We start from the raw sequence: 26,501 nt of genomic DNA on the forward strand, positions 1-26,501 counted from the left end.
ACCGCACCATCAGTCTGCAAAAATGCAGAAATGGATGGTGTGCAAAGGCCTGCCCGCCCCAGCGCGGACGATCTGCTGGTCCTGCTGGCCGTCGGCCGCTCCGGTCGGTACACGGCGGCGGCCGATGAGCTGGGCATCAACCACACCACGATCTCGCGGCGCATCGCCGCGCTCGAGCAGGCCATCGGGGGCCGGGTGCTCACCCGGGCGGGTGGCGGATGGGAACTCACCGACCTCGGCCGTGAGGCACTGGCGGCGGCCGAGGCCGTCGAGTCCGCTGTGTCCACGCTCGGCGCCACCGGCACCCGGCAACTCGAGGGCGTGGTGCGGATCTCGGCGACCGACGGTTTCAGCGCCTACGTCGCCGCGCCCGCCGCGGCCCAGGTCCAGCGTCGTCATCCGCGGCTGACAGTCGAGATCGTCACCGCCACCCGCAGGGCCTCCCAACAGCGTTCGAGCCTGGACCTCGAGATCGTCGTGGGCGCACCCCAGGTGCGGCGTGCCGAAGCGATCCGCCTCGGCGACTACTGCCTGGGCCTCTACGGCGCGCGTTCCTATCTCGCCGAACACGGTTTCCCCGACAGCATCGCCGATCTGGCCCGGTTTCCGCTGGTGTACTTCATCGACTCGATGCTGCAGGTCGACGAACTCGACATGGCCGCCAGTTTCGCACCGGCCATGCGCGAATCGGTGACCTCCACCAACGTGTTCGTCCATGTCGAGGCCACTCGCGCCGCGGCCGGCCTGGGCCTGCTGCCGTGTTTCATGGCCGACCGTCACGAGGATCTGGTGCGGGTTCTGCCCACAGAACTGACAGTCCGGTTGAGTTATTGGCTGGTGGCCCGGGCGGAGACCCTGCGCCGGCCGGTGGTGGCGGCCGTGGTCGAGGCGATCCAGGACCGGATGGCCGACCAACAGGATGTCCTGCTGGGAAAGCTCGCCGCATCTTGATGCGCATGCCTGATGCTATGATGCGTAGGTGCGTACCACCGTCAACATCGACGACGCGCTGCTGGCCGAGGCGAAGATCGTCGCCGCGCGCACGTCGCGTTCCCTCGGTTCCGTGGTCGAGGACGCGTTGCGCGAGATGCTGAGTCGCGTCGCCGACGAGAGCCGCGCCCCGGAGTTTCGATTGCCGACGCACGGCAGCGGAGGTCTACGCCCCGGAGTCGACCTCGATGACAAGGAAGCTCTCGCCGAACTGTTGGGCGACAATGCTTCTCCCTGACGTCAACGTGTTGATCTACGCCGTCCGCGAGGACAGCGATCAGCATGAGCGGTACGCCGCGTGGCTTTCGGGAGCACTCAACGCTGACGAACCAGTGGGCATCAGCGATCTAGTGCTGTCGGGCGTGATCCGGCTACTGACCAACCACCGGGTCTTCCGGGAGCCCAGCTCGACAGTTCAGGCGCTCGAGGCGTGCCGGGCGATCCGATCAGCACCGTCCGCGGTGCCACTTCGCCCCGGCCCACGCCACTGGGCCATATTCGACTCGCTCTGCACCGATACCGGGGCCAAGGCCAACACTGTTCCGGACGCCTACCACGCCGCGCTCGCCATCGAGAACGGCGCCACCTGGGTCACCACCGATCGAGCATTCGCACGATTTCCGGGCTTGCGCTGGCGAGCACCGTTCGACTGATGCGCCGGCTGAGCCAAATCCTTGCGGTCGTGGCCCGATATTGCTGCAGTGAGAGGCATGCCATTCATCGAGCACGACCGCGGGCGGGCCTATTACCGGCACTGGGCGGTACCGGAGCCCCGCGCGGCAGTCGTCTTCCTGCACGGATTCGGTGAACACACCGGGGTGTACCACCGTTACGGATTCGCGCTCAACGCCGCGGGGATCGACCTGTGGGCGGTCGATCAGTTCGGTCACGGCCTGACCGGCGGCACCCGGGGCGACTTCGGATCGATCGAGGACAGTTCGTCGCTGGCCGACACACTCACCGTCCTGGCCGAGCGCGAGTCTCCCGGCATACCGCTGGTGGCACAAGGACATTCGTTCGGTTCGGTGGTCACCCTGTTCCGGCTACTCGGCGAGCCCGACCGGTATAGGGCCGGCATCATCTCGGGCGCACCACTGGTGCCGATTCCCGAAATGCTGGACCAGGACACGTCATTGGACCTGGATCCGAGCTGGCTGTCGTCCGATCCGTTCTATCTGGACGCACTGGAAAACGACCCGTTGGCGTTCGTCGACGCCGACGGCGCCGCGCTCACCCGCGAACTGGACCGGGCGTGGGACCGGTTCGGAGCCGAGCTGCCCAAGCTCACGGCGCCTACCCTGGCCTTGCACGGCTCGGCCGATGTGATCGCCCCGGCCGCGGCGGTGAAGGCCTACGCCGACGAGATAGAACCGTTGCAGTTCAAGGAGTTTCCCGGCTGTGGCCACGACATTCTCAACGAATCCGTGCACCGGGAGGTGGCCGCGGCCATCGAGGAATTCATCGACGCGCAGATCTAACGCCGGGCCTCATAGCCGGCGGTGAGCCAGTACACGGTCCGGTCGAGGCTGGGCAGAATCTCGGTGATGTCGATCTCGCCGGCGGTGAAGCGGCCGACCAGCCCGAACACCAGGCTGGTCACGATGGTGTCGACATCGTGCACGAATTCCTCGTCGACCCCGGTCAGGATGGACAGACCCGTGGGCACGACGGTGTCGAGGCCCCGGCGCACCAGACGGTCACCGCCGGGTGCGGCCCTGGCCCGCGAGTAGGCCCTGAGCATGTCGGGGTGCTTTTCCCACGGTTCGAAGATGGTGCGGAACATCCGCATCAGCCCGTCGTACAACGACTCACCAGCTTCCCGCGCATGCCCGGTCATGGAAAGCCCCGAATACCGGTTCTCGGCCATCCACGAATCCAGGGCGGCGAGGATCAACTCGTCGCGGGTGGAATAGCGCTTGTAGATCGTGGCCAGTGAGGTTTTGGCCCTGCGCGCCACCTCACGCAATTGCACGGCGTCGTAGCCCTCGGTCTCGAGGAGTTCCACGACGATGTCGAGGATCCGATCACGTTCTTCTGCCAAATCGAGAACACCCTTGCCGCTGGAGAGTAACCAGGTTACCGTACCGCTGTAACACGGTTACAGCCATTCGGCGGAGTGAGGATCAATGGGAAATCTGGACGGAAAAGTCGCCTTCATCACCGGGGTGGCCCGGGGTCAGGGCCGGAGTCATGCGGTGACGCTCGCCAAGCAAGGCGCCGCGATCATCGGTGTGGACATCTGCGCCGAGATCGCCTCCAACCCGTACCCGATGGCCAGCCGCGCCGAACTCGACGAGACGGTCGCTCTGGTCGAGGCCGCGGGCGGCAAGATGGTCGCCACGGTCGCCGATGTCCGCGACTTCCACGCGCTCAAGGCCGCACTCGACGCGGGTGTCGAGCAGTTCGGGCGGTTGGACATCGTGCTCGCCAATGCCGGTGTCGCCCCCACGGCGTTTCGTGAGGTGAGCATCGAAGAAGACCTCGAGATGTGGAACGATGCGGTCGGCGTCAACCTGGTCGGTTCATTCCACACCGCCAAGGCCGCCATCCCCCACCTGATCGAGGGCGGGCGCGGCGGTTCGATCGTCTTCACCAGCTCCACCGCCGGACTGCGCGGCTTCGGTGGGATGCAGGGCGGCGGCCTGGGCTACGCGGCGTCCAAGCACGGCATCGTCGGGCTGATGCGCACACTGTCCAATGCTCTTGCCCCACACAGCATCCGGGTCAACACCGTGCATCCCACGGCGGTCAACACGATGATGGCGGTCAACCCGGCGATGACGGCGTTCCTGGAGAACTACCCCGACGGCGGTCCGCATCTGCAGAACCCGATGCCGGTGTCGCTGCTGGAACCGGAGGACATCAGCGCGACCATCAGCTACCTGGTGTCCGACGCCGCCAAGTACGTCACCGGGGTCACGCTCCCCGTCGACGCCGGCTTCACGAACAAACTCTGATGGGACGGGTCACCGGCAAGCGTGTGCTGATCACCGGCGCAGCACGCGGCATGGGCCGAAGCCACGCCGTACGCCTGGCCGAGGAAGGCGCCGACGTCATCCTCGTCGACCTGTGCCGATCGGTGGACGAGATCGACTATCCGCTGGCCTCGCGTGAGGACCTCGACGAAACCGCGCGACTGGTCGAAAAACACGGCCGGCGCGCCCTCACCTACGTGGTCGACGTGCGCGACGCCGACGCGCTGGCGACCGCTGTCGCCGACGGCGTCGCGGAGTTGGGCGGCCTGGAGGCCGCGGTGGCCAACGCCGGCGTCATCACCGCGGGCACCTGGGACACCACCACCGCCGAGCAGTGGCGCACTGTCGTCGACATCAACCTGATCGGGTCCTGGAACACCTGCGCGGCCGCACTGCCACACCTGGTGGAGCGCGGCGGCAGCCTCGTCAACATCAGCTCGGCCGCGGGCATCAAGGGCACGCCGCTGCACACCCCGTACACCGCGTCCAAGCACGGCGTGGTGGGAATGAGCAAGGCGCTGGCCAATGAGCTTGCCGCCCAGCATGTTCGGGTCAACACCGTGCATCCGACCGGTGTCGAGACCGGGATGCGGCCGGCGACGCTGCACACCTTGATCGCCGAGCAGCGTCCCGATCTGGCGCCGCTGTTCGGCAACGCCATCCCCATCGTGATGGCCGAGGCGATCGACATCAGCAACGCGGTGCTGTTCCTGGTCTCGGACGAATCCCGCTATGTGACCGGCCTGGAGTTCAAAGTCGACGCAGGAGTGACGATCCGATGACCGCATCCGACACCCGGACCGAGCGCGGACGCCGCGAGTTCGCCGAGGTGATGACGTTCACCGCACCCACCGATAATTCCCCGGCGACCACCAACCTCATCGACTTCGTATTCGCCGAGGTGTGGCCGCGCACCGCGCTGAGCCGTAGGGATCGGCGATTCGTCACGTTGCCGTGTGTTGCAGACGCCGACGCCGAAGGGCCGTTGCGCGATCACGTCTATGCCGCGCTGAACAGCGGTGACGTATCCATCGTCGAAATGCGAGAAACCGTCCTGCATTTCGCGGTCTACGCTGGCTGGCCGAAGGCATCTCGTTTCAACGGCGTGGTCGACGAACAGTGGGAACGGATACACCGCGAACGGGGTCTGACCCCGCCGGCACCCGAGCCGCTGCTGCCGCTGACCACGCCGAGCGATCCGGAGGACCGGTTGCTGTGCGGCGAGCAGTCCTTCCGGGACGTCAATTGCATGCCGCACACGCCGATTCGGGACAATCCCTTCTCAGGTGCCGGCATCCTCAACTTCGTCTTCGGGGAGATGTGGCTGCGTCCCGGACTCGGCATGAAGGAACGACGACTGATCACGGTGGCGTGTGTGGCGTTTCAGGACGCACCCATTCCGATCGACAGCCACGTCTACGCCGCACTGAAGAGCCGCGACGTCTCCTTCGACGAAATGGATGAATTGGCATTGCATTTCGCGGCCTACTACGGATGGCCCAAGGCTTCGCACCTGAACCAGGTGATCGGCGAGCAGAAGCAGCGCGCCGAAGCGGAATGGGCCGCTGAGGCAGAGGCGACGTCATGAGCAGCGTTCTGACTGCGCTACCCGCCGGCCCGGCCGGACTCGTGGTGGGCGGTGAACGCATCACCCGATCATCGGTGGCGCAACACCCACATATCTACCCCGCCACGGGACAACCCAACGCGAGCATCGTCCTGGCGGGCCCGGCGGAGATCGACCTGGCAGTGAGCACCGCGTGGGACGCACAGCGCGGCTGGACGGCACTGACCGCGGACCGCCGCCGGGACATGCTGATCGATTTGGCCGACGTGGTGCATGCGCATCTCGACGAACTCACCGCGCTCAACGTGCACGACTACGCGGTGCCGGTGGCCTACGCGGGGACCGCGCACCTGCTCGAACGGTTCCTGCGCCACTTCGCCGGATACGCCGACAAACCCCACGGATCGAGCTCGCCGGTGAGCGGGTCTCACGATGTCAATCTGATCGAGCGCGAGCCCTATGGCGTTGTCGGGGTCATCGCTCCGTGGAACGGCTCGTTGGTCGTCGCCGCGTCCTGCATCCCGGCCGCCCTGGCGGCCGGGAACGCCGTGGTGTTCAAGCCTTCGGAGTTGGCTCCGCTGGCCGCGCTGCGCTTCGGTGAGCTGTGCCTGGAAGCCGGGTTACCTCCCGGGCTGGTCAACGTCGTACCCGCCGCCGCGGAGGGCGGCGAACTGCTGGTTCGCCATCCCGGCATCCGCAAGATCCACTTCACCGGCGGTGGAGTCACGGCGCGCGCGGTGCTGACAGCGGCTGCGGAGAACCTGACACCGGTGGTCACCGAACTCGGCGGCAAGTCCGCCAACCTGATCTTCGCCGACGCCGACCTGGACACCGCCGCCCAATTGTCGGCCCATCAGGGTCCGTTGATGCAATCCGGGCAGAGCTGCGCGTGCGCCAGCCGAATCCTGGTGCACGAGTCCATATATGACGCCTTTGCCGAGAAGTTCCTCGCGATTGTGGGAGCCGCCCGCATCGGCGACCCGTTCGACCCCGCCATAAACTTCGGTCCGGTCATCAGCGACGCTGCCGCTCACCGGATTCTGAACACCATCGACCAGGCGGTCAGCGAACGGGCCGGTGAGTTGCTCATCGGCGGTCAGCGGATCGGCGGTGATCTCTCAGAGGGCTATTACATCGACCCGACCGTATTCGGCAACGTGGACAACGCCTCTCAGCTCGCCCAGGTCGAAACATTCGGTCCGGTCGTCTCCCTCATCAGGTTCAGCGACGAGGCCGAAGCTGTCCGGCTCGCCAACGACACCCCCTATGGCCTGAATGCCTTTGTCCATACCCGAGATCTGGCTCGAGCACACGGGGTCAGCAGGCAGCTCGAAGCCGGCTCGGTATGGGTCAACCAGTTCAGCCAGATTTCCCCACAGGGCCCTTACGGTGGATACAAGCAGAGCGGATTCGGGCGTACCGGCGGCCTCGACGGACTGCACGAGTTTCAGCAGATCAAGAACATCCGGATCGCTGTGCGCTGATTTTCCCGGCTCCGGTTGACGTGAGCCAGACAACACCCCACAATTGCCGTCATGAACGGTCAGAAATCCACATCGACGGTCAACCGTGCTACCGGTTGAGCGTCATGAGGCGATCGTCGAGGCGGTTGGCAGCGCGCAGGCGATCAGCACGGACGAACTCGTCCGTCGCCTCGGGGTATCGGCCGAAACCGTCCGCCGCGACCTGGCCCTTCTCGAAGAACGAGGAGCATTGCGCCGGGTTCACGGCGGCGCCGCCGCGGTAGCCGACCACCGTCCCATCGAGCCGTCGTATTCCGAACGCACGATGATCCGCCACCAGGCCAAGGCTCAATTGGCCCGGGTGGCAGCGGGCCTGCTCGAAAACGGGCAGACGGTGATCATCGACATCGGAACCACTGCCGTCGCCGTGGCCAAGGCCATCCCCCGCTCGTTCACCGGCACCGTCATCACCCCGTCACTGCCGGTCGCGGTGGAGCTTGCCGACCGCCCGGGAGTCGAGCTGCTGCTGGCCGGCGGACGGGTCCGGGCCGGCGACCTGGCCTGCTCGAACGCACACACCAAAGCCTTCTTCAACGACATCTACGCCGACATCGCCCTGCTCGGGTCCGGCGGCGTGGACGCGGCAGCCGGGCTCACCGACTTCCATCTCGACGAGATCGACGTGCGTCGCACGATCATCGCCAACAGCGCGCGCAGCTACATCCTTGCCGACTCGTCCAAGCTCGGGCAGGTAGCGCGGTACCGGGTCTGCGATCTCAGCGCGGTCAACGGACTGATCACCGACCAGAACACCGACTCGGCTTTGGAAAAGGCCTTCGGAGAGACGGGAGGTGTGGTCATGCCGGCGCGGCCGGCGAACGCCTGAAACGGGCGCGGGCGACGTTGCAGCGTCGCCCGCGGACCGAGCCTCATCTTCGCGAAACAGTCAATTCCAGTCAGAAAGCCCGATCGATGACAAATTCTTCCACATCGCCATACGGCTACACCGAGACCTTGGAACGCAACACCGGCAAGTTCGCCTCGTTCGCCGTGGCCTTCGCCTTCGTCTCCATCGCCACGGGCATCTTCACCGCCTACGGCAGCGTGCTCAACACCTCAGGGCCAATGGGCATCTGGACCTGGCCGATCGTCATTGTCGGCCAGATCGCCGTCGCCCTGCTGCTCGGCTCCTTGGCCGCCCGCATCCCCGTCACCGGCTACGCGTACCAATGGGTGTCGCGGCTGGCCAATCCGATCCTGGGCTGGATCACCGGGTGGATTTCGTTCACCTTCCTGGCCATCGTCGTCGTCGCGGTCGACTACACGGTGGCAGCGACCGTGGTGCCGGCACTGTTCGACTTCACCGGCACCCCCGGCACGTCATTCCTGATCACCGCGGGCGTGATGCTGTTGCAGGCGCTGCTGGTCGGGTTGTCGACCAAATGGACCGAACGCGTCAACAACTTCGCCGTCACCGCCGAACTGATCGTCATGGTGGCCTTGGTGGTGCTGCTGTTCATCGTCGGTGTGATCGCGCACAAACTGTCCGTCGGCAACCTGTTCTCCCACGGCGACATCCCCACCGAGGGCTATTGGAGTTTCGGCACCGCCACCTCCGCCGGACCGTGGATGCTGGGATTCCTGCTCGGCGCGTTCACCATCGTGGGTTTCGAGTCCGCCGCCAATCTGGCCGAGGAGACCAAGCGACCGGAAATCGTTGTGCCGCGGGCGATGTGGCAGGCCGTGCTGGCCTCCGGCGTGCTGGGTTTCCTGTTTCTCTTGGTGGTGACCGCCGGTGTCAACGATCCCACCGCGTTGGCCCAGTCGGGTACGCCGATCGCCGACGTCATCCGCGACATCCTCGGATCGTTCGTGGGGACCGCCCTGCTGGTCTTCGTCGCCGTCGGAATCTTCGCCTGCGGTTTGGTCATCACGATGAGTGGCGTGCGGTTGGTCTGGGCGATGTCCCGCGACCAGCGCTTCCCGGGTTGGCAGGTGCTGCACAAGGTGTCCCCGCGGTTCAAGACGCCGCTCAACGCCACCATCGCCATGTTCATCACCTCCGCCGTGATCTTGGGCGTCTTTTCCACCAGCACCGACGCCCTGTTCAAACTGTTCTCAGCGGCGACTCTGCTCCCGGCGATCATCTACGCGATCACGGTGACGCTCTACGTGGCCACCCGCCGCAAACTGCCGCCCAGCGCAGGATTCAGCCTCGGCCGTTGGGAGACACCGGTGATCGTCGTGGCGGTCGCCTGGCTGGTCTTCGCGCTGGCGCTGTTCCGGGACGCGTCCTTCCGTGATCCCTGGTTGTACATCGCGGTGATGGTGGCAATCGGCGCGGTGTACCTCGGCTACCTGCTGGTCACCCGCGGCAAGGACGGTTTGAAGATGCCCGAGATGGCCTCGATCGACGCCGAACTGGACGCCGTGAAATGACGGTACTGGCCATCGACCAAGGCACCTCGGGCACCAAGGCGATCGTTGTCGATCCCGACGATGGTGTGGTGGGCGTTGCCGAGGTCGCTGTCCACCCGCGTTACCTCGACGGCGGCGGCGTCGAGCAGGACCCGGCAGAACTGCTGGAGTCCGTGCTCGGCGCCGGACGCGCCGCGCTCGAGCAGGCGGGCCGCCCGGTCGACGTCGTGTCTCTGGCCAATCAGGGCGAAACCGTCCTGGCCTGGGATCCCAGCACCGGCAGACCCCTGACCCAAGCGATCGTGTGGCAAGACCGCCGAGCCGAGGCCCTGTGCGCCGACCTCAGCCGGCACGCCGACATGCTCGCCGCCCGAACCGGATTGGTGCTCGACCCCTACTTCTCGGCACCGAAGATGGCCTGGCTGCGTCGCAACAGCGGAGCGGTGGCCGGCAGCGTCATAACAACGTCCGATACCTGGCTGCTGAACCAGCTCACCGGTGAGTTCGTCACCGACGCCACCACCGCCAGCCGCTCGGCGGCCGTGGAACTGGGCGCCCGGGAGTGGAGCCACGAGTTGCTCGCACTGTTCGGCCTGGACGGCGAGAAACTTCCCCGAATCGCCGCCAACGACGAGATCATCGGCACCACATCGGCTTTCGGGGCGAATGTCCCGGTCGGCGGCATCGTGGTGGACCAGCAGGCCGCGCTTCTGGCCGAGGCGTGCCTCGAACCGGGCATGGCCAAGTGCACATTCGGGACCGGCGCGTTCCTACTGTCCAACACCGGGACCACTCCGGTGCGGTCCACCACCGGACTGACCTCGTCGGTGGCCTGGCGGGTCGGCGGTGTCGACGCCTTCTGCATCGACGGCCAGGTCTACACCGCGGCCTCGGCCGTCAAATGGCTGACCTCCCTGAACGTGATCAGCGAAGCCGCGGAGATGGATGCCATCGCCGAGTCCGACAACGCCGGGGTGCTGTGCGTGCCCGCACTGGCCGGCCTTGCCGCGCCATGGTGGAAATCGCAAGCCACCGCGACGATCTCGGGAATGACCTTGTCCACCGGTCGCGGGCACATCGTGCTGGCGGTACTGCAGGGCATCGCGGCCCAGGTTGCCGAGCTGGTCTCGGCGATCGACGCCGATGCGCCGCCACTGACCCGACTGCGTGCCGACGGCGGGCTCACCCAGTCCACGGTCCTGATGCAGGCCTGTGCCGACATCCTTCAGGCGCCCGTCGACGTGTACCCGTCGGCGCACGCCACCGCGTTGGGCGCCGCCGCGCTGGGCCGGCTCAGCCTGGCACCCGAGCAGTCGGTGGCCGACGTCGTCGCCGACTGGACCCCAGCGGCCGGTTACGAACCCCGATGGGACCCCGGGCGTGCCGCCGAATTCCGCTCGGCCTGGCGCGAACTCGCCGCGACCACATATCACCAGGAGATTTCATGAACACCCCGAGTGCACCCGACGTGTTCGACGTCGTGGTCATCGGAGCCGGGATCGTCGGTTCAGCCATAGCGCGTGAGCTGTCCGGACACCAACTGTCGGTTGCCCTGCTCGAAGCCCGCGACGATGTCGGCGACGGCACCAGCAAGGCCAATACGGCGATCCTGCACACCGGGTTCGACGCCAAACCCGGAACGCTGGAATCCACCATGGTCAGCCGCGGCTACGAGTTGCTGTCCGACTACGCGATGCGCACCGGGATCCCGGTCGAGCACACCGGCGCCATCCTGGTGGCCTGGGACGACGAACAGCTCGATGCCCTACCGGGATTGAAGGAGAAGGCCGAGGCCAACGGGTATCACCGGTGCGAGATCGTGGATTCCGCAGCCGTCTACGCCGCGGTCCCCGCTCTGGGTGAGGGCGCCCTCGGGGGGCTCACCGTGCCCGACGAGTCGATCATCTGTACCTGGACGGTCAACCTCGCGCTGGCGACCGATGCGGTCAACAGGGGCACCACCCTGCTGACCGATCACCGGGTGGAGCGCATCGAGACCGGCCCCGAGGTCACGACGCTGCACACCTCCGCCGGCCCGGTGCGCACCCGGTGGGTGGTCAACGCGGCCGGCCTGGGCGCCGATGTCATCGACAACCTGTTCGGCTTCTCGCGATTCACCGTGACCCCGCGCCGCGGCGAGCTCATCGTGTACGACAAGCTGGCCCGGCCATTGGTCGACAAGATCGTACTGCCGGTGCCAACGTCGCGCGGCAAGGGTGTTCTGGTCAGCCCCACCATCTACGGCAACGTCATGCTCGGCCCCACTTCGGAGGATCTCACCGACCGCACTGCGACCGGCACCTCGGAGACCGGATTCGAGTTTCTGCTGGAAAAGGGTCGCGCGCTGATGCCGCGGTTGCTCGATGAGGAGGTCACCGCGACGTATGCCGGATTGCGGGCCGCAATCGACCACGGCGACTATCTGATCGAGGCCGATCCGGCGCAGCACTACCTGCTGGTCGGCGGGATCCGGTCCACCGGTCTGACCGCGGGCATGGCGATCGCGGAATACACCCGCGACCAACTGGTCTCGGCCGGTCTCGACCTGGTCCCCGCAGGCGAACTGCCCGATCCACCGCAGATGCCCAACCTCGGCGAGGCGTTCCCCCGCCCCTATCAGCAGGCCGACAAGATCGCCGCCGACCCCGCCTACGGCCGGATCGTGTGCTTCTGCGAACGGGTCACCGAAGGTGAGCTGCGCGACGCCTGCCATTCCGTGATCCCACCCGCAGCCTTGGAAGGCCTGCGACGACGCACCCGCGTGATGAACGGTCGCTGCCAGGCATTCTTCTGCGGTGCCGAGGTGCAGTCGGTGTTCGAGCGGGAATCCGAGGAGATTTACCAGTGAGTACCTACGACGTCGCGATCATCGGCGGCGGGCCCGCGGGCCTGACCGCCGCCGCCGAGTTGGCCCGCGGCTCAGACCTGAACGTGGTTGTGCTGGAACGCGAATACGAGGCCGGCGGCATTCCGCGGCACAGTGACCACCCGGGCTACGGCATCCGCGACATGAAGACCTTCATCGGCGGTCCGGCGTACGCACGTCGCCTGGTCCGCGACGCCGCGGAGGCCGGGGCCGAGATCCGTACCGCCACCATGGTCACCGGCTGGGCCGGCGACAGGGCCCTTGAGCTCACGTCGCCCGCCGGCCGTGAACGCCTCGACGCACGTGCGGTCATCTTGGCCACCGGCGCCCGCGAGCGGGCCCGCCCAGCGCGGATGATCCCCGGCGACCGGCCCGGTGGTGTCTACACGACAGGGCAGCTGCAGAACACCGTGCACCTTCAGCATCGCAGCGTCGGCAAGCGTGCCGTCATCGTCGGAGCCGAACTGGTCAGCTACTCGGCGGTGCTCACCCTGAAGCACGCGGGATGCGAAACCGTCCTGATGACAAGCGAATACCCGTCACCCGAGTCGTATGCGGTGTTCAACATCGCCGGCCGCACCCCGCTGATGGGTGTCGAGATTGCCACCACCACCCGGGTGACCCGCATCATCGGCAAGGGCACCGTTCAGGGTGTGGAGGTCGAGAACACGCGGACTAGGCAGCGCCGAATCGTGGCCTGCGACACCGTGGTCTTCACGGGTGACTGGATTCCCGACCACGAGCTGGCCCGCTTGGCCGGTCTCGACATGGACCCGCACAGCCTCGGGCCCGTCGTCGACACCGCACTGAGGACCAGCCGGGAGGGGGTGTTCGCGATCGGAAATCTGCTGCACCCCGTGGATACCGCCGACATCGCCGCGCTCGACGGCCGGCACGTGGCTGCACAGGCGCGTCGCTACCTCGACGGCACGCCCGCCCCGGACCAGGCGATCCGCATCGAGGCCACGGCCCCGCTGCGCTGGGTCGCCCCAGGCCTGCTGCGGCCCGGCGATCCCGCGCCCGCGCGGCACCGGCTGCTGCTGTGGACCGACACCCTGGTGCGCATCCCGAAAGTGGTTGCGCACCAGGATGGGAAGGTCATCGGCCGCAAGGTTCTGCCGTGGCCGGCCTCACCCGGGCGGGTGTTCCGGGTGCCGTCGAGCATTCTCGACAGGGCCGATCATCGCGGCGGGGCGGTCACGCTTTCGCTGGGGTGAACCCGCCCAACGTCACGCGGCATCATGTCCGCTACGGGGGCCATCTGCGCCGTCCGCTTTGCCCGCGTCGCGTGCGGTGTCAGACTTCGCGGTGCTGGGTTTGGCGTTGCCATGGCTGGCGGTGCCGGTGTTCTTCTTGGCACTGTTCCCGCTGACACTGTTCTGGCTGACACCGTCACGGACCTTGTCGACCGATGCCGAGACCCGGCCCGTCACATCTTGGACAGCCCGCCGCACAACGTCTTTCGCGCGGATCGTCGATGTCGCGGTCTTGTCGGGCACCGCCGTGTCGCTGTCCTTGGTGGCCAACTCGGCTCGCTTCTTCGGAGCAACGCTCTTTACCCGCTCCGCCACCGGGGCTTTCAGCTCTGCCACCGGGGCCTTCAGCATCCCCAGCTGGTCGGCGGCCGACTGGACCGGGTCATCCGAGGGCGACGTCGCGGGCGAACGCTGGTCAACCGCCTGCTCGACCTCATGGATGACCTTGGCGGTCACCGCGCGATTGAACTTCACGACAGAAAAGCTCGCCTGCGCGACACTCCGGTTGACCGCGGTCGCGATGGTGGCGATATTCCCGGTGGCGAGCGCATCGGTCACCTGCTGTGCGGCAGCAGCGAGCTGCCGGGTCAGCGTGCGGGCTTGGAGTTTCACCTCGGCGCCGAGCGTCGGTTCGGGGCTGAACTCTTTGCCATTCCAGCTCACCAGGGTCCAGCCGTCTTCGGGGTTGCCCTCGATGACCACGTAATCGGTGTTGTCCAACACACCGGTCCGCAGCAGTTCGACCTTCTGCGCCAGCGTGAGGTTCTGTGCGTTCATCATCGTCCAGAACATGATGGTGCCGCCATGGGAGAACACCACGGGGTTACGGTCACCCTTGTCGTACATCGTCTTGAGCGCACCGTCGACTCTGGCGTCGAACTCGTTGCCGTCGATCGAACCCGGTATCCGCGCGTCGCGTTGACCCCCGAGTGCCCACGCAACCATGAAGCTCGCGTAGCCGCTGCCGGCCTCGCTCTCCGGTGTCCCCTCGTAGTCACCGGCCTCGATCTCTTGCAAACCGGGCAGCACCTGAATCGGCAGGCCCAGGTATTGCGACATCGGCGCGGCAGTCAGCTGAGTCCGCACCATCGTCGAGGCATAGATGGCGTCGTAGTTGTTGTCCCCCAACGTGTCCACCACGTCTTGCGCTTGCTGCTGGCCCTTCGGCGTCAGGACAGGGCCGGGTGTCGAGGTGTCGATGATGCCGGATGTGTTGCCGTATGACTGGCCATGACGCACGAACGTCACCCTCATCAATTCGGCTGCCGCGGCGGGGATCGCAGCTCCGACAAGAAGCGCGCACACCCCCAGGGTGATACCCAGGAACCTCCAGAATTCGGCTCGGCGGCGGCGCCCTCCCGTGGCGATCTCGAAGGAGCCGGGATGACAAGGATCGTTCACTCTGCTTGTCCTGTTCGTGAGTGCGGAGGTACGGCTATGCGGCCGAGGTGAATCCGATGTGCAGTCCGGTGAGACCCCGCAGCAGGAACGTGGGCTCGTAGGTGTAGTTGCGCGCTCCCGCCGGACCGTGGACGGATTCGTCGATGGTGATGTCCCGCATCCGGTCGAGCAGGCGGCGGACGGTGATTTGTCCTTCGACCCGCGCCAACGGCGCCCCGGCGCAGGTGTGGATGCCGCGGCCGAAAGCGATGTGCTCGCGGACGTTTTTGCGGTCCGGACGGAATACGTGGGGGTCATCGAATTTCCGTGGATCGCGGTTGGCCGCGCCGAGGCACAGCATGACGATCGTCCCGGCCTTCAGGTGTACGCCGCCGAGTGTGGTGGTCTTGCGGACCAGCCGGAAGTCGACCTTCGTGGGCGCGTGCATCCGCAGTGCTTCCTCGATGAAAGTTGGTATGCCGTCGGGGTTCTCGCGCAGCGTCTGCTGATACTCCGGGTAGTCACCAAGGGTCTGGACGGCGGCGGTGAGCAGCTTGGTCACGGTCTCCTGGCCGGCAGCGAACAGGAAGGTGGCCGGCTTGACGACCTCGAGCAGCTCGGGCGTCGACCCGTCGGGATAAGTGGCGGTGGCCATACCGGAGAGCACATCTCCGCGCGGCTCGCGCCGGCGCTCCGCGAGATACCCGGCGAACTTGTCGTCCAGATACCCCAGCGGGTCGCGCCCGACGGCCGATCCGTCGAGGGCGCCGACATGGTTGCCCTCCGGAGGCCCCGCGCCCAACTCGGCGAGGAACTCGGGCCGGTCCTCCTCCGGCACACCGAGGAGATCGATGATCGCCGAGGTGGCGAAGGGCTTGGCGTACTCCGACAGGAACTCGCACTTTCCGTTCCCGATGAACTGGTCGATCTGGTGATCGACCAGTTGCCACATGAAGTCCTCGTTCTCCTTGAGCCGACGAGGCGTAAGCAGCTTGCTCAGCAGCGAGCGGGCCCGCTCGTGCTGCGGCGGGTCCATCACCACCATGTGCTCGTGGATCGGGAACAGATGGCGGTGCGCCTCGATCTGCTCGCTGATGTCGTCGCCCTCGGGCTCGAAGGGCAGCGGCGGGAAGAGGCCGCCGATCGCGTTGACTGCCGAGAACGACGCATGGTCTTTGAAGGCCGCCATCACTTCCTGGTAGCCGGTCACCGCCACCACACCGTGATGCGGTTCGGCGAACACCGGCCCGTTGCTGCGCAGGTACTCGTAGTAGTCGTACGGATCCTGAGTGACGGCAGGATCGGTGAAATAGTCGACATCGGCGAGATCGGTCATGGCTCACTGGCCTTTCGTGCTGGTGTTGAGCAGGCTGATCGCCTGGCGCGGGCAGGCGTCGACAGCGGATTTGACGTTGTCCCAGGTATCTTCATCCCACTGTCCGTCTCCCTGGGAAGCGTTGGCCACCTCGTCGTCGGACAGGTCGAATACGTCAGGGGCAAGTTGGATGCACAGGGCATGGCCCTCACACAGGCCGGCGTCTACCCGAACCCGGGTTGCGCTCGTGTCTTCCGGCATCAGTTTCCTCAGTTCTGAATTTGATCAATCGATCAAACCGTTAGGATGGCTCATGCTTACCACCCCCGGCCTTCGGCGGTCAAGGTTCTCTGCCGGCCTGAAATCTCCCTTGTCGGGCAATGATTTTCGGAGACTCGACTGATGGCGGCGGCACGCGCGGCCAAAGAGAAGGACGCCGGCACGCGCAAGCGCCTGATCGAGGCGACCGCCCAGGTGATTCGCGACGAGGGCTATGCCGCCGCAACCACCCGGCGCATCGCGGCTGTGGCAGGCGTGCGCTCGGCGCTCGTCTATTACTATTTCGACACCCTCGACGATCTGTTCATCTCGGTGCTGCGCAGCGGGGCCGACGCCGCCCTCGCGCGAATGCGTGAGGCCGTCACCACCGACGATCCGCTGCGCGCCCTGTGGTTGATCAACTCCGACTCCCGGGTGACCGGACTCAACGCCGAGTTCATGGCACTGGCCAACCACCGCAAGGCAATTGGCGTCGAACTCAAGGCCTACTCCGAGCGGGTCCGCGACATCGAAGCCACGGCGATGGCGGGCGTGCTGCGTGCCCACGGCGTGGACATGGAGGAGTTTCCGCCGGTGGTGATGTCGATGCTGCTCACCCAGTCCGCCCGCAGTCTGTGCAACGAAGAGGCGGTCGGCGTGACCGAGGGCCACGCCGAATTCCGCGCCTTCGTCGAACGGTTCCTGCGCCGGTTCGGCACCGGCGGAGCTGCTACTTGAGCATGCTCCCGGCGTCCACCGTCACCGGCAGACCGGTGATGTAGCGGGCCTCGTCGGAAGCCAGGAACAGCACCGCGTTGCTGATGTCGACGGGTTCGACCCAGCCGACCGGAAGCACGTGCATGAGCTGGGCGACGACGGCCATATCGTCGGGGCCCGGGTTCTCCAGGTCGGGGCGGAACAGCTTCATCGTGCCCTCGTTCATGAACATCGGGGTGTTCACGTTCGTCGGGCACACCGCATTCACCCGGATCGAGTGCTGACCCAATTCCACCGCAAAGCTGCGCATCAGGCCGATCACACCGTGCTTGGCTGCGATGTAGTGGCCGGTGTGCGGGTAGGCCTTGAGCCCGCCGACCGAGCTGGTGAGGATGATCGACCCACCCCGGCCGCCCGAAATCAGATGGGGCACCGCGGCTTTCACGGTCTTCCAGACTCCCGACAGATTGACGCCGATCATGTCGTCCCAGTCGGATTCCTTGGTCTCGTGCAGCACATCGCCACCGTTACCGATGCCGGCGTTGGCCGCCACGATGTCGAGGCGGCCCAGCTGCTCGACGCCGCTGTCGACCGCGGCCTTGAGCGCATCGAAGTCCCGCACATCGAGCTCCGCCGTGACGATCCGGCGGTTCAGGCCCTTGACCAGATCAGCCGTCTCGGCCAGATCGTCCGGGGTCGACGCCGGGATCGCACTGGTATCGGTGATCGGGCTGCAGACGTCGACGGCGATGATGTCGGCACCCTCTTGCGCCAATCGCAGCGCATGGCTGCGCCCCTGCCCGCGTGCCGCTCCGGTAACGAGGGCTACCTTGCCCTCGACTCTGCCTGCCATGGCCATCCTTTCGATGATTTGATCAGTCGATCAAACCGTGACAGCCGGAGGCCTTGTTGTCAATGGCATCTTTGATCAGTTGGTCAGCTTCGGGGTCGAATTCCGAGCGCCCCGGCCGGCCGTACACGAAACTGGGCCCCACCCGTGACGGATGGGGCCCAGCTACGCACAGTGCTATCTACTCGGACGAAGAACCCGAGCTGTTGTTCGAGTCGCCGGAGCCGGTGGACTTGCTGGACTCGCCGGCCTTGGCCTTGGTTTCCTTCGCCTTGACCGCCTTGACCGCCTTGGCCGCCTTCGCTTCCTTGGCCTCCTTGGCCTTGGCCTGCCGGGCTTCCTTGGCCTCACCGATCTTGGCCTTGATCCGGTCCGTCACCTTGGTCTTGGCCTTCGCAGTGGCCGATGTGGTGGCTGCCGGAGCGGTGGCGGATTCGGCCGCCACTGCCTCTTCGGTCGTCGCAACTGTCGTGGCGACCGGGGTTTCGACCTTCGGCGCCTCGACTGCCGGCGTCTCAGCCTTCGGAGCCTCGACGGCCGGGCTCGCTTCCTTCGGGGCCTCCACGGCCGGGGTCGCAGTCTTCGGGGCCTCGACGACCGACTCGGCGGCCGACTCGGTCAACGCCGCCTTGGGCGTCACCCCGGAAACCAGCTGAGCGGTCACGCTGGTCGGCACCGCCGACGGGGCGGCGACCTCCGGGGTGTTGTCGATGGCATCGGCGAGAGACTTGGGGATGTTGACCAGCAGGTTCTGCAGAAGACCCGCGACCACCCTGGCGCCTCCCTGCTCGCCGGGTTCGGCCCACGTGAGCAGCGCCGGCCACTCGGTGTAGCCGCCGGTGCCCGTTTCAGGGTCGGGGTCGGAGTACTTGAACCCGTTGAGCGCCGCGTTGACCAGGATTCCCGGGGTGTTGATCACCGCGTTGAAGGCGCCCTGCGCATCTCCGGCGGCCACGCTGGTGCTGATCGACTCGGCAACGCGGGCCAGCTCGAACGCCGGGCCACTGACGGTGGCGAACGCACCCTGGAACACAGCGCTGACGAGGACGCTCGAGGTGAAGGTCGCACCGATCAGATTCGTGAAGTTCTGCGCGATCTGCTCCGGGATCCCGGTCAGGTACTCGGTGCCGCCACGCGGAATGCCCGAGAGGATGAACCCGGGAGCGATCAGCGAACCGAAGGCGCCCTGGAACGCGTACAGCATGGAGTGGTTGAACCACCGGTACGCCTCGCCGATGTCTCCGGCCTCGAGTGCGGCCTGCGCCTGATCCAACCGCGCCTGCCCGTTGGGGCCCTCGTACCAGTTCTTCAGGTTGGTGGGGATGGCCTCGAACGCCGCGCCGAACTTCGCCGCGTAACCCTGCTGGTTCTCCAGCACCTGGCTCAGCAGCGGTGCGGGATTCTCCGCAAGCGCGGCGCCCAGTGACTTCAGGTTGCCGAACGTGTTGTTGAACAGCGTTCCGTACACATCGATCGGCGACGCGGTGGCGTCCATCGTCGCCGCCGTCAGGTCATACGCAAAGTTCTGCGCCTGCTGGATGAGCGTCGTGTTCTGAGCGACCGGGGTCACGGCGATAGCGCTGGCACTCACCATGGCGACGCCGGCGATAAGGAACCTATCCTTCCGGCTCACCGCTGGGGCGCCGCCGGAAGAGAGGGCAGGTTGAGGCACAAAAACTCCTGAAAGCTGATAGTTGACTGAGGAACGACCAAAAATTAGCTTAGGTTTCCCTAAATATCAATAGGTATGCCTACCCTGACTTTCTGAACCGTAAATATGTGCTGGACGGGTGTGGATCGATGCCACTACGGGGCGTCACAACACGAACTGGGCCCCCTCCATGGGAGGGGGCCCAGTTGCTGTCAACGACGAAAAGTCAGAGCCAGGTATCGGATGTGGTGGTCGTCAGGAATGCTTCCAGATCGTCACGCCACTGTGCCGGGGTGTTCTTGTCAGGCTCGATGCCCGTGTACTCGCCCCGATAGAACAGCAGCGGCCGAGGCTTGCGTTTGGGAACCTCGGACAACGAGTGCACCGCACCGAACACCACGAAGTGGTCGCCGCCGTCGTGCACCGAGTGCACATTGCAGTCGATGTGGGCAAGGCTGCCGTCGAGCACCGGAGAACCGAGTTCCGATGGCGTCCAGTCGATTCCGGCGAACTTGTCCGGCGCCTTCGAACCGAACTGTGCAGACACATGCTGCTGCTTCTCGTGCAGCATGTTGACGCAGAACTTCCCACTGGCCTCGATGGCCTGCCACGCCCGTGACTGCTTGGTCGGGCAGAACAACACCAGCGGCGGGTCGAGCGACAGCGCGGCGAACGACTGGCAGGCAAAGCCGATCGGCACGTCGTCGTGGAGTGTGGTGATGACCGTGACGCCAGTACAGAACTGGCCGAGCACATTTCGGAACGTGCGCGGATCGATCGTGGGACCCGACATGATTACTTGAAGCCTACCGAGAAGTCGTGACCCCACAAGCTCACGCCGACGCTCTCGCGGGCGATCCAGCTCTCATCCTCGACTTCGAGTCCCTCACAACCGAATTCCATGTCGAACCCACCCGGGGTCTTCATGTAGAAGGACAGCATCTTGTCGTTGATGTGCCGGCCGAGGGTGGCCGACATCTTCACCTTCCGGCGATTGGCGCGATCCAGGCACAGGCCGACGTCGTCCGAGTTCTCCACCTCGACCATCAAGTGCACGATGCCGGTCGGGTTGGGCATCGGCATGAAAGCCAGCGCGTGGTGACGCGGATTGCAGCCATAGAAGCGCAGCCACACCGGATCGCCGTCGGCCGGGCGCCCCGCGAGCTGCGGGGGCAGCTGCATCGAGTCACGCAGCCGGAAGCCCAGCACATCCTGGTAGAACGCTTGCGCTGCCGCGTCGTCGTCACAGGTCAGCACCACATGCCCGAGACCCTGCTCGGCGGTGACGAACTTGTGGCCATACGGGCTGACGAACCGCCGGCCCAGGTATTGCGCGCCGTAGAACGCTTCGAGCACATTGCCGGACGGATCGGAGAACCGGATCAAACCCTCGACCCGGCGCTCGCGGACCTCGTCCTTGGTGCCCTCGACGAAATCGACGCCCGCCTTGGCCAGGCTCTCCCGCAGACCCTGCAGTGCGGGCGCGTCAGCGACCTCCCAGCCGGAGATCAGCAGCCGGTCCTGCTCGCCGGGCACGATCACCAGGCGCGCGGCGAAGTCGTCCATCCGCAGGTAGAGCGCATCCGGGATGACACCTTCGCCCTCCACCATGCCCAGGACCTTCAGCCCGAACTCGCGCCAGGCTGCCACGTCGGTGGCCTCGATGCGCATGTAGCCCAGTGCCTTGATGCTCATCTGCTAACTCCCGAGGAAATCGATGGTGAGTTTGTTGAACTCGTCGAACTTCTCGACCTGAGCCCAATGTCCACACTGCCCGAAGACGTGCAGCTGCACCCGCGGAATCTGCTTGACCGCGACCAGTGCCCCGTCGAGCGGGTTGACCCGGTCCTCACGGCCCCAGATCAGCAGCACCGGCTGACGCAGCTTGTACACCTCGCGCCACATCATGCCGAGTTCGAAGTCCGCCCCGGCGAACGACTTGCCCATGGCGCGCGTGGCGGCCAGCGACTCCGGCGTACTCGCGATCGCGAACCGCTCGTCGACGAGCTCAGGGGTGACCAACTTCTGGTCGAACACCATGATCCGGATGAAGGCTTCGAGGTTCTCGCGCGTCGGTTCGAAGTTGAACTTCGCGAGCGCCTTGACGCCCTCGGTCGGATCCGGCGCGAACAGGTTCACCGAAAGGCCACCAGGGCCCATCAGCACCAGCTTGCCCGCCCGGTCCGGGTAGTCCAGCGCGAAGCGGACCGCGGTGCCGCCGCCGAGCGAGTTGCCCAGCAGCGGGATCCGTCCCTGCAGACCGAGGTGGTCGAACAGACCCAGCAGCGCTTTGGCGCTGTAGCGGTTGTACTGCTCGTGCTCGGTGTGCTTGTCGGAGTATCCGTAGCCGGGCTGGTCGACCGCGAGCACGTGGTAGCGCTCGGCCAGCACGGCGATGTTGCGGCCGAAGTTCGACCAGCTCGATGCGCCGGGACCACCGCCGTGCAACAGCACGATGGTCTGCGCATTCGGGTCACCGGCCTCGTGGTAGTGCAGCCGCATGTCATCGCGGACCTGGGCGTACCGCGAGGTGGACTCGAAGGTGATCTCTTGGGTGGCAGTCATTCTCAATCCGCCGGATCAGACCATCGTGTCGGCCGGGGGCAGGCCGAACTCGTTGTTTCCGAAGATCAGGTAGGCACGCTCGGGATCGTTGGCCGCGTGCACCCGGCCGGCATGCGCGTCACGCCAGAACCGCTGCACCGGAGCATCGTTGGACAGCGCGGTGGCACCCGAGGCCTCGAACAGCCGGTCGATCGAGGCGATCGCGCGGCCGGTGGCACGCACCTGATCGCGACGGGCGCGGGCACGCAGCTCGAACGGGATCTCCTCGCCGGCCTTCAGCAGTGCGTACTCGTCAGCGACGTTGCCGGACAGCTGGCGCCAGGCGGCGTCGATGTCGCTGGCCGCCTCGGCGATCCGGATCTTGGCGAACGGATCGTCCTTGGCCTTCTCACCGGCGAATGCCGCGCGCACACGCTTGCCCTGATGCTCGACGTGCGCGTCGTAGGCGCCGTAGGCCATACCCACGATGGGAGCAGAGATGGTGGTGGGATGGATTGTGCCCCAAGGCATCTTGTACACCGGCGCAGTGTTGGTCCGGTATCCACCGGCGGTGCCGTCGTTCATCGCCTTGTAGGACAGGAAGCGGTGCTTGGGCACGAACACGTCCTTGACCACCACGGTGTTGCTGCCGGTGCCACGCAGGCCGACCACGTTCCACACGTCGTCGATCTGGTAGTCGGTGCGCGGGATCAGGAAGCTGCCGAAATCGACCGGCCGGCCGTCCTTGATGACCGGGCCACCCAGGAAGGCCCAGCTGGCGTGATCGCAACCCGAGGACCAGTTCCAGGCGCCGTTGACGATGTAGCCGTCAGCAGCCTCGGTCACCACACCGGCACCCATCGGGGCGTAGGAGGAGGAGATCCGGACGGCGGTGTCCTCACCCCAGACATCTTCCTGGGCCTGCTGGTCGAACAGGGCGAGGTGCCAGTTGTGCACGCCGATGATGCCGGCCACCCAGCCGGTGGAACCGCAGGCGCTGGCCAGCCGCCGGACCGCCTCGTAGAAGTCGGTCGGGTCGCATTGCAGGCCGCCCCACTGCTCGGGCTGCAGCAGCTTGAAGAAACCGATGTCCTCCAGGGCCTTGACGTTCGCGTCGGGCAGCTTGCGCAGATCCTCGGTCTCCTGAGCGCGCTCACGCAGCGTCGGCAGCAATTCATCGATGCCGGCCAGAACTGCCTGCACGTCACGCTGTTCAATGGATGTCACGGAAATGCCTCCCAAGAATCGGACTGCGATAAGCGCGAGCTGACCGCCTAGACAGAGATTAGAACACGTTACGATTTGTGTCGAGTAGCGCCTTGCAATGCAGGGCTGGACCTGGGCAAGTACGTTTTTGTAACATGTTCTAGTTATGAAGGATGAGAGGGTCCAGTCGTGACTGATGAGCCATTGGGCAGCCATGTGCTCGAACTGCAGGTGAGCGCGGTCATCGAGGAGACAGCCGACGCGCGGTCTCTGGTGTTCTCCGTACCTGATGGTTCGCAGATTCCTGCCGACCGGCTGCGCTACGCCCCGGGCCAGTTCCTCACCTTGCGGGTGCCGAGCGATCGCACCGGCTCGGTGGCCCGTTGCTATTCGCTGTCCAGCTCGCCGGTGACCGACGACCAACTGACCGTCACGGTCAAGCGGACCGCCGACGGCTACGCGTCAAACTGGCTGTGCGACAACGCACACGCCGGGATGCGGATGCACGTGCTGGCCCCGTCGGGGACATTCGTACCGCGCAATCTCGACACCGACTTCCTTCTGCTGGCCGCCGGCAGCGGCATCACCCCGATGATGGCGATCTGCAAGTCCGCACTCGCCGAGGGCAGCGGCAACGTCGTACTCGTCTACGCCAACCGAGACGAGAACTCGGTCATCTTCGGCGCGACGCTGCGCGAGCTGGCCGCCAAGTACCCCGACCGGTTCACCGTCGTGCACTGGCTGGAGACAGTGCAGGGGCTGCCCAGCCCCACCGCGCTGGCCGCGCTCGTCGGCCCCTACGCCACCCGCGAGGCCTTCATCTGCGGACCCGGACCGTTCATGGCCGCAGCCGAGGAGGCATTGAAGACGGCCGGGGCAGCCGACGAGCGCATCCACATCGAGGTGTTCAAGTCGCTGGATTCAGACCCGTTCGCTGCTGTCGTGATCGAGGACGACGACGACAGCGACCAGGGGCCGGCCACCGCGGTCGTCACCCTGGACGGCACCACCCACGAGGTCCGCTGGCCGCGTTCGGCCACGCTGCTCGACGTCCTGCTGGACAAGGGCCTGGACGCGCCGTTCTCCTGCCGCGAAGGCCATTGCGGCGCATGCGCGGTGCTGAAGAAATCCGGGGACGTCGAGATGAAGATCAACGACGTGCTCGAACCCTCTGATCTCGACGAGGGCCTGATCCTGGGTTGCCAGGCCACGCCGGTGTCGGATTCGGTCGAAGTCACCTACGACGAGTAACGAGCGGATACCTTTCTTGACGATGACGATCAACAGGCTCTCCGCAGCGAGCGCGGCAGCAGTGCTGACCGCGGCGGCGCTGGCGTTTCCGGCGGCGGCTGAAGCGGCCGCAAACTCGGCCGTCACCTCGATACCGAGCCCACAGGGCACCATCGAAATGCACGTCAGCGCCAACTGCGCCGGCACCCAATGCACGTTCAACACCCAGGCCAACCTGCTGACGCCGGACGGCCCCATCGGATTCCCCGGCGACGCGTGGGCACGCCAGACCATCACCCTGCGCAGCACCAACAAGGACACCTGGCAGGAGGCCTCCTACAGCGCGCCGGCAGGCATGCCACGGGAGATCAAGGGCTCCAACCACGACAACGTGCTGTCGAAGCTGTACCGGTCGACCAACAAGGTCGAGATCTCGGCGACCTACTTCGGCGGCGGACCGCTCGAACGCTTCGCCATCGAAGGCGTGTCCACCCCCACCGAGTGGCGCACCGGGCAGCCGAACACCAAGGACCAGTTCATCATCTGCTCAGTCATCCAGGTGGTCTTCGGCGGAGTCAACCTGACCACGCCGACCGCCTGCACCCAGACGGGCTTTTGACATGTGCGTGCCCACGAGCTTGCGCCACCGGCGGTGCCGGTAGGCGTAGATGCCTCGGGCCAGCACCACCACCACGGAAGTCAGTCGGCCCGCGTCGATCTCGACGGTGTCGCTGTACCGGCACGAGCGGTCATCCACCGCCTCGACATGGAGGGTGTGGTCCCAGGACCGCAGCACCCCGCCGTACTCATGGGTGCGGATGGTGCGGGTGGTGTCGTCGACATCGAGAACCTCGATGGTGTGCCGGTAAGCCGGTATCACGTGGAAGGCGAACAACCAACCAGAGCCCCGGTCCCCTGCCTCGAACGGTTCGGTACGCCCGGCCAGCGCCGGTACGCCGAACAAACCGCGGCAGACGTAGAGGAACGTCGGAACCTGTTGCATGGCCTGCCACACTCGACCGGTGTCGGCGGGCAGAATCGTCTCGACATGAATGCGCTGCATGGCACCAATTCTCGAGGGCGGCGCACCGGCTGACTACTCGCTTTTCGGGCGGAGGCGACGATGACCCCGACTGATCGTTTTCGGGCCCGCAAGCAGCCGAGACAGCAGCGCGCCGTGGAAACACGGCAGGCCATCCTCAAGGCGGCGGCTCGCGTTTTCGCCCAATACGGGTACGCCGCAGGCACCACCAACCGCATTGCCGCGGCGGCGGATCTGTCGATCGGTTCGCTGTATCAGTACTTCCCGAACAAAGACGCGATCCTGTCCGCACTCGCCGATGCCCATGTGGATGCGGGTGCGGCGCTACTACGCGAACGCACGGCCCAGGGACTCCCCGAATCACTCGAGGACCTGCTTCGGCTGTTCGTCCGGGCAGCCATCGACAACCATCGCGACGACACCCGCCTGCACCGCGTGCTGTTCGAAGAAGCACCGCGATCGCCGGCGCTGCTGGACCGGTTGCACCACACTGAAGAGGATGCCGTCGGCGCAGCAAAAGCCTTGCTGGACAACCATTCTGAGGTGGGCTTGGCCGACACCGCGTTCGCGGCTCGCATGGTGGTCGCCGCCGTCGAATCGCTGACCCACCGAATGCTGGCGTGCGAGAAGCCGGCCGACGCCGAACAACTCGAGGACGGCATCGTCACGATGCTGGCCGGCTACCTACGGGGTCACTGACCCTCCGCGAGCAGACACAAACCTGCCCTTTTCCGGGTGAAAATGGGCAGTTTTGCGTCTGCTCGCGGGGAGAA

28 protein-coding genes are annotated in these 26,501 nt (G+C 65.9%); 17 read left to right on the top strand and 11 right to left on the bottom strand.

Annotated elements, in window-relative coordinates:
• Positions 1-30: 30 nt before the first annotated feature.
• Genes H977_RS0112865 through H977_RS0112880 form a run of 4 tightly spaced genes read left to right on the top strand, consistent with a single transcriptional unit; the run spans position 31 to position 2,468 of the window.
• Positions 31-951 (top strand): LysR family transcriptional regulator, encoded by a 921-nt coding sequence (locus H977_RS0112865; protein WP_029108258.1) that lies wholly within the window; start codon positions 31-33, stop codon positions 949-951.
• A gap of 28 nt (positions 952-979) precedes the next feature.
• Positions 980-1,228 carry a type II toxin-antitoxin system VapB family antitoxin gene (locus tag H977_RS0112870; RefSeq protein WP_029108259.1) on the top strand — a complete coding sequence of 83 codons (249 nt, stop codon included), beginning with the start codon at positions 980-982 and terminating at the stop codon, positions 1,226-1,228.
• Positions 1,215-1,643, top strand: coding sequence for a type II toxin-antitoxin system VapC family toxin (locus H977_RS0112875; RefSeq protein ID WP_029108260.1), 429 nt, complete (start codon positions 1,215-1,217; stop codon positions 1,641-1,643). The genes H977_RS0112870 and H977_RS0112875 overlap by 14 nt, the downstream gene beginning before the upstream one ends.
• Positions 1,644-1,700: 57 nt before the next feature.
• Entirely contained in the window at positions 1,701-2,468 is a 768-nt protein-coding gene (locus tag H977_RS0112880) for an alpha/beta fold hydrolase (protein WP_029108261.1), read from the top strand.
• On the opposite strand, the gene H977_RS0112885 is transcribed toward H977_RS0112880, so the two are convergent.
• Positions 2,465-3,031, bottom strand: coding sequence for a TetR/AcrR family transcriptional regulator (locus H977_RS0112885; RefSeq protein ID WP_029108262.1), 567 nt, complete (start codon positions 3,029-3,031; stop codon positions 2,465-2,467). The genes H977_RS0112880 and H977_RS0112885 overlap by 4 nt on opposite strands.
• An 85-nt stretch (positions 3,032-3,116) precedes the next feature.
• On the opposite strand from H977_RS0112885, the gene H977_RS0112890 reads away from it, so the two are divergent.
• From H977_RS0112890 to H977_RS0112930, 9 genes are all read left to right on the top strand, one after another.
• Positions 3,117-3,947: a mycofactocin-coupled SDR family oxidoreductase gene (locus H977_RS0112890; protein ID WP_029108263.1), complete on the top strand. Its 831-nt coding sequence runs from the start codon at positions 3,117-3,119 to the stop codon at positions 3,945-3,947.
• Positions 3,947-4,747, top strand: coding sequence for a mycofactocin-coupled SDR family oxidoreductase (locus H977_RS0112895; RefSeq protein ID WP_196808232.1), 801 nt, complete (start codon positions 3,947-3,949; stop codon positions 4,745-4,747). Before H977_RS0112890 ends, H977_RS0112895 begins: the two co-directional genes overlap by 1 nt.
• A complete protein-coding gene (locus H977_RS0112900; RefSeq protein WP_029108264.1) occupies positions 4,744-5,553 on the top strand; it encodes a carboxymuconolactone decarboxylase family protein in 810 nt (269 codons plus the stop codon). The genes H977_RS0112895 and H977_RS0112900 overlap by 4 nt, the downstream gene beginning before the upstream one ends.
• Positions 5,550-7,016, top strand: a complete 1,467-nt coding sequence (locus tag H977_RS0112905; protein WP_029108265.1) for an aldehyde dehydrogenase family protein — start codon at positions 5,550-5,552, stop codon at positions 7,014-7,016. The genes H977_RS0112900 and H977_RS0112905 overlap by 4 nt, the downstream gene beginning before the upstream one ends.
• Before the next feature lie 85 nt (positions 7,017-7,101).
• Positions 7,102-7,881 carry a DeoR/GlpR family DNA-binding transcription regulator gene (locus H977_RS0112910; protein ID WP_029108266.1) on the top strand — a complete coding sequence of 260 codons (780 nt, stop codon included), beginning with the start codon at positions 7,102-7,104 and terminating at the stop codon, positions 7,879-7,881.
• 86 nt (positions 7,882-7,967) lie between these two features.
• Complete coding sequence (locus H977_RS0112915) at positions 7,968-9,434, top strand: amino acid permease (protein ID WP_029108267.1); 1,467 nt, start codon at positions 7,968-7,970, stop codon at positions 9,432-9,434.
• Positions 9,431-10,861 carry an FGGY family carbohydrate kinase gene (locus H977_RS0112920; RefSeq protein WP_029108268.1) on the top strand — a complete coding sequence of 477 codons (1,431 nt, stop codon included), beginning with the start codon at positions 9,431-9,433 and terminating at the stop codon, positions 10,859-10,861. Before H977_RS0112915 ends, H977_RS0112920 begins: the two co-directional genes overlap by 4 nt.
• Positions 10,858-12,261 carry an NAD(P)/FAD-dependent oxidoreductase gene (locus H977_RS0112925; protein ID WP_029108269.1) on the top strand — a complete coding sequence of 468 codons (1,404 nt, stop codon included), beginning with the start codon at positions 10,858-10,860 and terminating at the stop codon, positions 12,259-12,261. Before H977_RS0112920 ends, H977_RS0112925 begins: the two co-directional genes overlap by 4 nt.
• Positions 12,258-13,496: an NAD(P)/FAD-dependent oxidoreductase gene (locus H977_RS0112930; RefSeq protein WP_029108270.1), complete on the top strand. Its 1,239-nt coding sequence runs from the start codon at positions 12,258-12,260 to the stop codon at positions 13,494-13,496. The genes H977_RS0112925 and H977_RS0112930 overlap by 4 nt, the downstream gene beginning before the upstream one ends.
• Before the next feature lie 12 nt (positions 13,497-13,508).
• Here the strand turns inward: H977_RS0112930 and H977_RS35600 are convergent, their stop codons facing one another.
• From H977_RS35600 to H977_RS0112945, 3 genes are read right to left on the bottom strand one after another with little or no spacing between them, the layout of a single operon-like run.
• Entirely contained in the window at positions 13,509-14,936 is a 1,428-nt protein-coding gene (locus H977_RS35600; protein WP_231395946.1) for a histidine phosphatase family protein, read from the bottom strand.
• Positions 14,937-14,970: 34 nt separating this feature from the next.
• Positions 14,971-16,251 carry a cytochrome P450 gene (locus H977_RS0112940; protein WP_029108271.1) on the bottom strand — a complete coding sequence of 427 codons (1,281 nt, stop codon included), beginning with the start codon at positions 16,249-16,251 and terminating at the stop codon, positions 14,971-14,973.
• 3 nt (positions 16,252-16,254) lie between these two features.
• Positions 16,255-16,491 carry a ferredoxin gene (locus H977_RS0112945; RefSeq protein ID WP_029108272.1) on the bottom strand — a complete coding sequence of 79 codons (237 nt, stop codon included), beginning with the start codon at positions 16,489-16,491 and terminating at the stop codon, positions 16,255-16,257.
• Between the two features lie 141 nt (positions 16,492-16,632).
• Here H977_RS0112945 and H977_RS0112950 point away from each other — a divergent pair, with 141 nt between their 5' ends.
• A complete protein-coding gene (locus tag H977_RS0112950) occupies positions 16,633-17,226 on the top strand; it encodes a TetR/AcrR family transcriptional regulator (protein WP_029108273.1) in 594 nt (197 codons plus the stop codon).
• On the opposite strand, the gene H977_RS0112955 is transcribed toward H977_RS0112950, so the two are convergent.
• The 6 genes from H977_RS0112955 to hsaA all read right to left on the bottom strand — a co-directional run bounded on the left by H977_RS0112955 (position 17,219) and on the right by hsaA (position 23,477).
• Complete coding sequence (locus tag H977_RS0112955; protein ID WP_029108274.1) at positions 17,219-18,058, bottom strand: mycofactocin-coupled SDR family oxidoreductase; 840 nt, start codon at positions 18,056-18,058, stop codon at positions 17,219-17,221. The two genes, H977_RS0112950 and H977_RS0112955, sit on opposite strands and share 8 nt — an antisense overlap.
• A gap of 178 nt (positions 18,059-18,236) precedes the next feature.
• Positions 18,237-19,649 (bottom strand): hypothetical protein, encoded by a 1,413-nt coding sequence (locus tag H977_RS0112965; RefSeq protein WP_231395954.1) that lies wholly within the window; start codon positions 19,647-19,649, stop codon positions 18,237-18,239.
• A gap of 283 nt (positions 19,650-19,932) precedes the next feature.
• On the bottom strand, positions 19,933-20,499 hold the full coding sequence (hsaB, locus tag H977_RS0112970; protein WP_029108276.1) for a 3-hydroxy-9,10-secoandrosta-1,3,5(10)-triene-9,17-dione monooxygenase reductase subunit: 567 nt from the start codon (positions 20,497-20,499) through the stop codon (positions 19,933-19,935).
• Between the two features lie 2 nt (positions 20,500-20,501).
• Positions 20,502-21,401, bottom strand: a complete 900-nt coding sequence (gene hsaC / locus H977_RS0112975; RefSeq protein ID WP_029108277.1) for an iron-dependent extradiol dioxygenase HsaC — start codon at positions 21,399-21,401, stop codon at positions 20,502-20,504.
• Positions 21,402-21,404: 3 nt separating this feature from the next.
• Positions 21,405-22,271 carry a 4,5:9,10-diseco-3-hydroxy-5,9,17-trioxoandrosta-1(10),2-diene-4-oate hydrolase gene (hsaD, locus tag H977_RS0112980; RefSeq protein ID WP_029108278.1) on the bottom strand — a complete coding sequence of 289 codons (867 nt, stop codon included), beginning with the start codon at positions 22,269-22,271 and terminating at the stop codon, positions 21,405-21,407.
• 15 nt (positions 22,272-22,286) lie between these two features.
• Entirely contained in the window at positions 22,287-23,477 is a 1,191-nt protein-coding gene (gene hsaA / locus H977_RS0112985) for a 3-hydroxy-9,10-secoandrosta-1,3,5(10)-triene-9,17-dione monooxygenase oxygenase subunit (RefSeq protein ID WP_029108279.1), read from the bottom strand.
• A 168-nt stretch (positions 23,478-23,645) separates the two neighbouring features.
• Between hsaA and H977_RS0112990 the strand changes: the two genes are divergently transcribed.
• Entirely contained in the window at positions 23,646-24,707 is a 1,062-nt protein-coding gene (locus H977_RS0112990) for a ferredoxin--NADP reductase (RefSeq protein WP_029108280.1), read from the top strand.
• 28 nt (positions 24,708-24,735) lie between these two features.
• The gene (locus H977_RS0112995) at positions 24,736-25,305 is read left to right on the top strand and encodes a hypothetical protein (protein ID WP_029108281.1); all 570 of its coding nucleotides are present in this window, start codon (positions 24,736-24,738) and stop codon (positions 25,303-25,305) included.
• Here H977_RS0112995 and H977_RS0113000 read toward each other — a convergent pair.
• A complete protein-coding gene (locus H977_RS0113000) occupies positions 25,234-25,749 on the bottom strand; it encodes an Rv1443c family protein (RefSeq protein ID WP_029108282.1) in 516 nt (171 codons plus the stop codon). The genes H977_RS0112995 and H977_RS0113000 overlap by 72 nt on opposite strands.
• A 60-nt stretch (positions 25,750-25,809) precedes the next feature.
• Here H977_RS0113000 and H977_RS0113005 point away from each other — a divergent pair, with 60 nt between their 5' ends.
• Positions 25,810-26,427 carry a TetR/AcrR family transcriptional regulator gene (locus H977_RS0113005; protein WP_029108283.1) on the top strand — a complete coding sequence of 206 codons (618 nt, stop codon included), beginning with the start codon at positions 25,810-25,812 and terminating at the stop codon, positions 26,425-26,427.
• Positions 26,428-26,501: the final 74 nt, after the last annotated feature.

Origin of the sequence: Mycobacterium sp. URHD0025 (genome assembly GCF_000426065.1) — a bacterium.
Taxonomy (GTDB): Bacteria; Actinomycetota; Actinomycetes; order Mycobacteriales; family Mycobacteriaceae; genus Mycobacterium.

Coding starts and splice junctions, on each gene's coding strand:
- H977_RS0112950 (WP_029108273.1), top strand. CDS start 16,633: ATGGCGGCGGCACGCGCGGCCAAAGAGAAGGACGCCGGCACGCGCAAG.
- hsaC (WP_029108277.1), bottom strand. CDS start 21,401: ATGAGCATCAAGGCACTGGGCTACATGCGCATCGAGGCCACCGACGTG.
- H977_RS0112865 (WP_029108258.1), top strand. CDS start 31: ATGGATGGTGTGCAAAGGCCTGCCCGCCCCAGCGCGGACGATCTGCTG.
- H977_RS0112900 (WP_029108264.1), top strand. CDS start 4,744: ATGACCGCATCCGACACCCGGACCGAGCGCGGACGCCGCGAGTTCGCC.
- H977_RS0112945 (WP_029108272.1), bottom strand. CDS start 16,491: ATGCCGGAAGACACGAGCGCAACCCGGGTTCGGGTAGACGCCGGCCTG.
- H977_RS0112925 (WP_029108269.1), top strand. CDS start 10,858: ATGAACACCCCGAGTGCACCCGACGTGTTCGACGTCGTGGTCATCGGA.
- hsaD (WP_029108278.1), bottom strand. CDS start 22,271: ATGACTGCCACCCAAGAGATCACCTTCGAGTCCACCTCGCGGTACGCC.
- H977_RS0112955 (WP_029108274.1), bottom strand. CDS start 18,058: ATGGCAGGCAGAGTCGAGGGCAAGGTAGCCCTCGTTACCGGAGCGGCA.
- H977_RS0113005 (WP_029108283.1), top strand. CDS start 25,810: ATGACCCCGACTGATCGTTTTCGGGCCCGCAAGCAGCCGAGACAGCAG.
- H977_RS0112940 (WP_029108271.1), bottom strand. CDS start 16,251: ATGACCGATCTCGCCGATGTCGACTATTTCACCGATCCTGCCGTCACT.
- H977_RS0112915 (WP_029108267.1), top strand. CDS start 7,968: ATGACAAATTCTTCCACATCGCCATACGGCTACACCGAGACCTTGGAA.
- H977_RS0112920 (WP_029108268.1), top strand. CDS start 9,431: ATGACGGTACTGGCCATCGACCAAGGCACCTCGGGCACCAAGGCGATC.
- H977_RS0112965 (WP_231395954.1), bottom strand. CDS start 19,649: ATGGTGAGTGCCAGCGCTATCGCCGTGACCCCGGTCGCTCAGAACACG.
- H977_RS0112890 (WP_029108263.1), top strand. CDS start 3,117: ATGGGAAATCTGGACGGAAAAGTCGCCTTCATCACCGGGGTGGCCCGG.
- hsaB (WP_029108276.1), bottom strand. CDS start 20,499: ATGTCGGGTCCCACGATCGATCCGCGCACGTTCCGAAATGTGCTCGGC.
- H977_RS0113000 (WP_029108282.1), bottom strand. CDS start 25,749: ATGCAGCGCATTCATGTCGAGACGATTCTGCCCGCCGACACCGGTCGA.
- H977_RS0112880 (WP_029108261.1), top strand. CDS start 1,701: ATGCCATTCATCGAGCACGACCGCGGGCGGGCCTATTACCGGCACTGG.
- H977_RS0112905 (WP_029108265.1), top strand. CDS start 5,550: ATGAGCAGCGTTCTGACTGCGCTACCCGCCGGCCCGGCCGGACTCGTG.
- H977_RS0112895 (WP_196808232.1), top strand. CDS start 3,947: ATGGGACGGGTCACCGGCAAGCGTGTGCTGATCACCGGCGCAGCACGC.
- H977_RS0112875 (WP_029108260.1), top strand. CDS start 1,215: ATGCTTCTCCCTGACGTCAACGTGTTGATCTACGCCGTCCGCGAGGAC.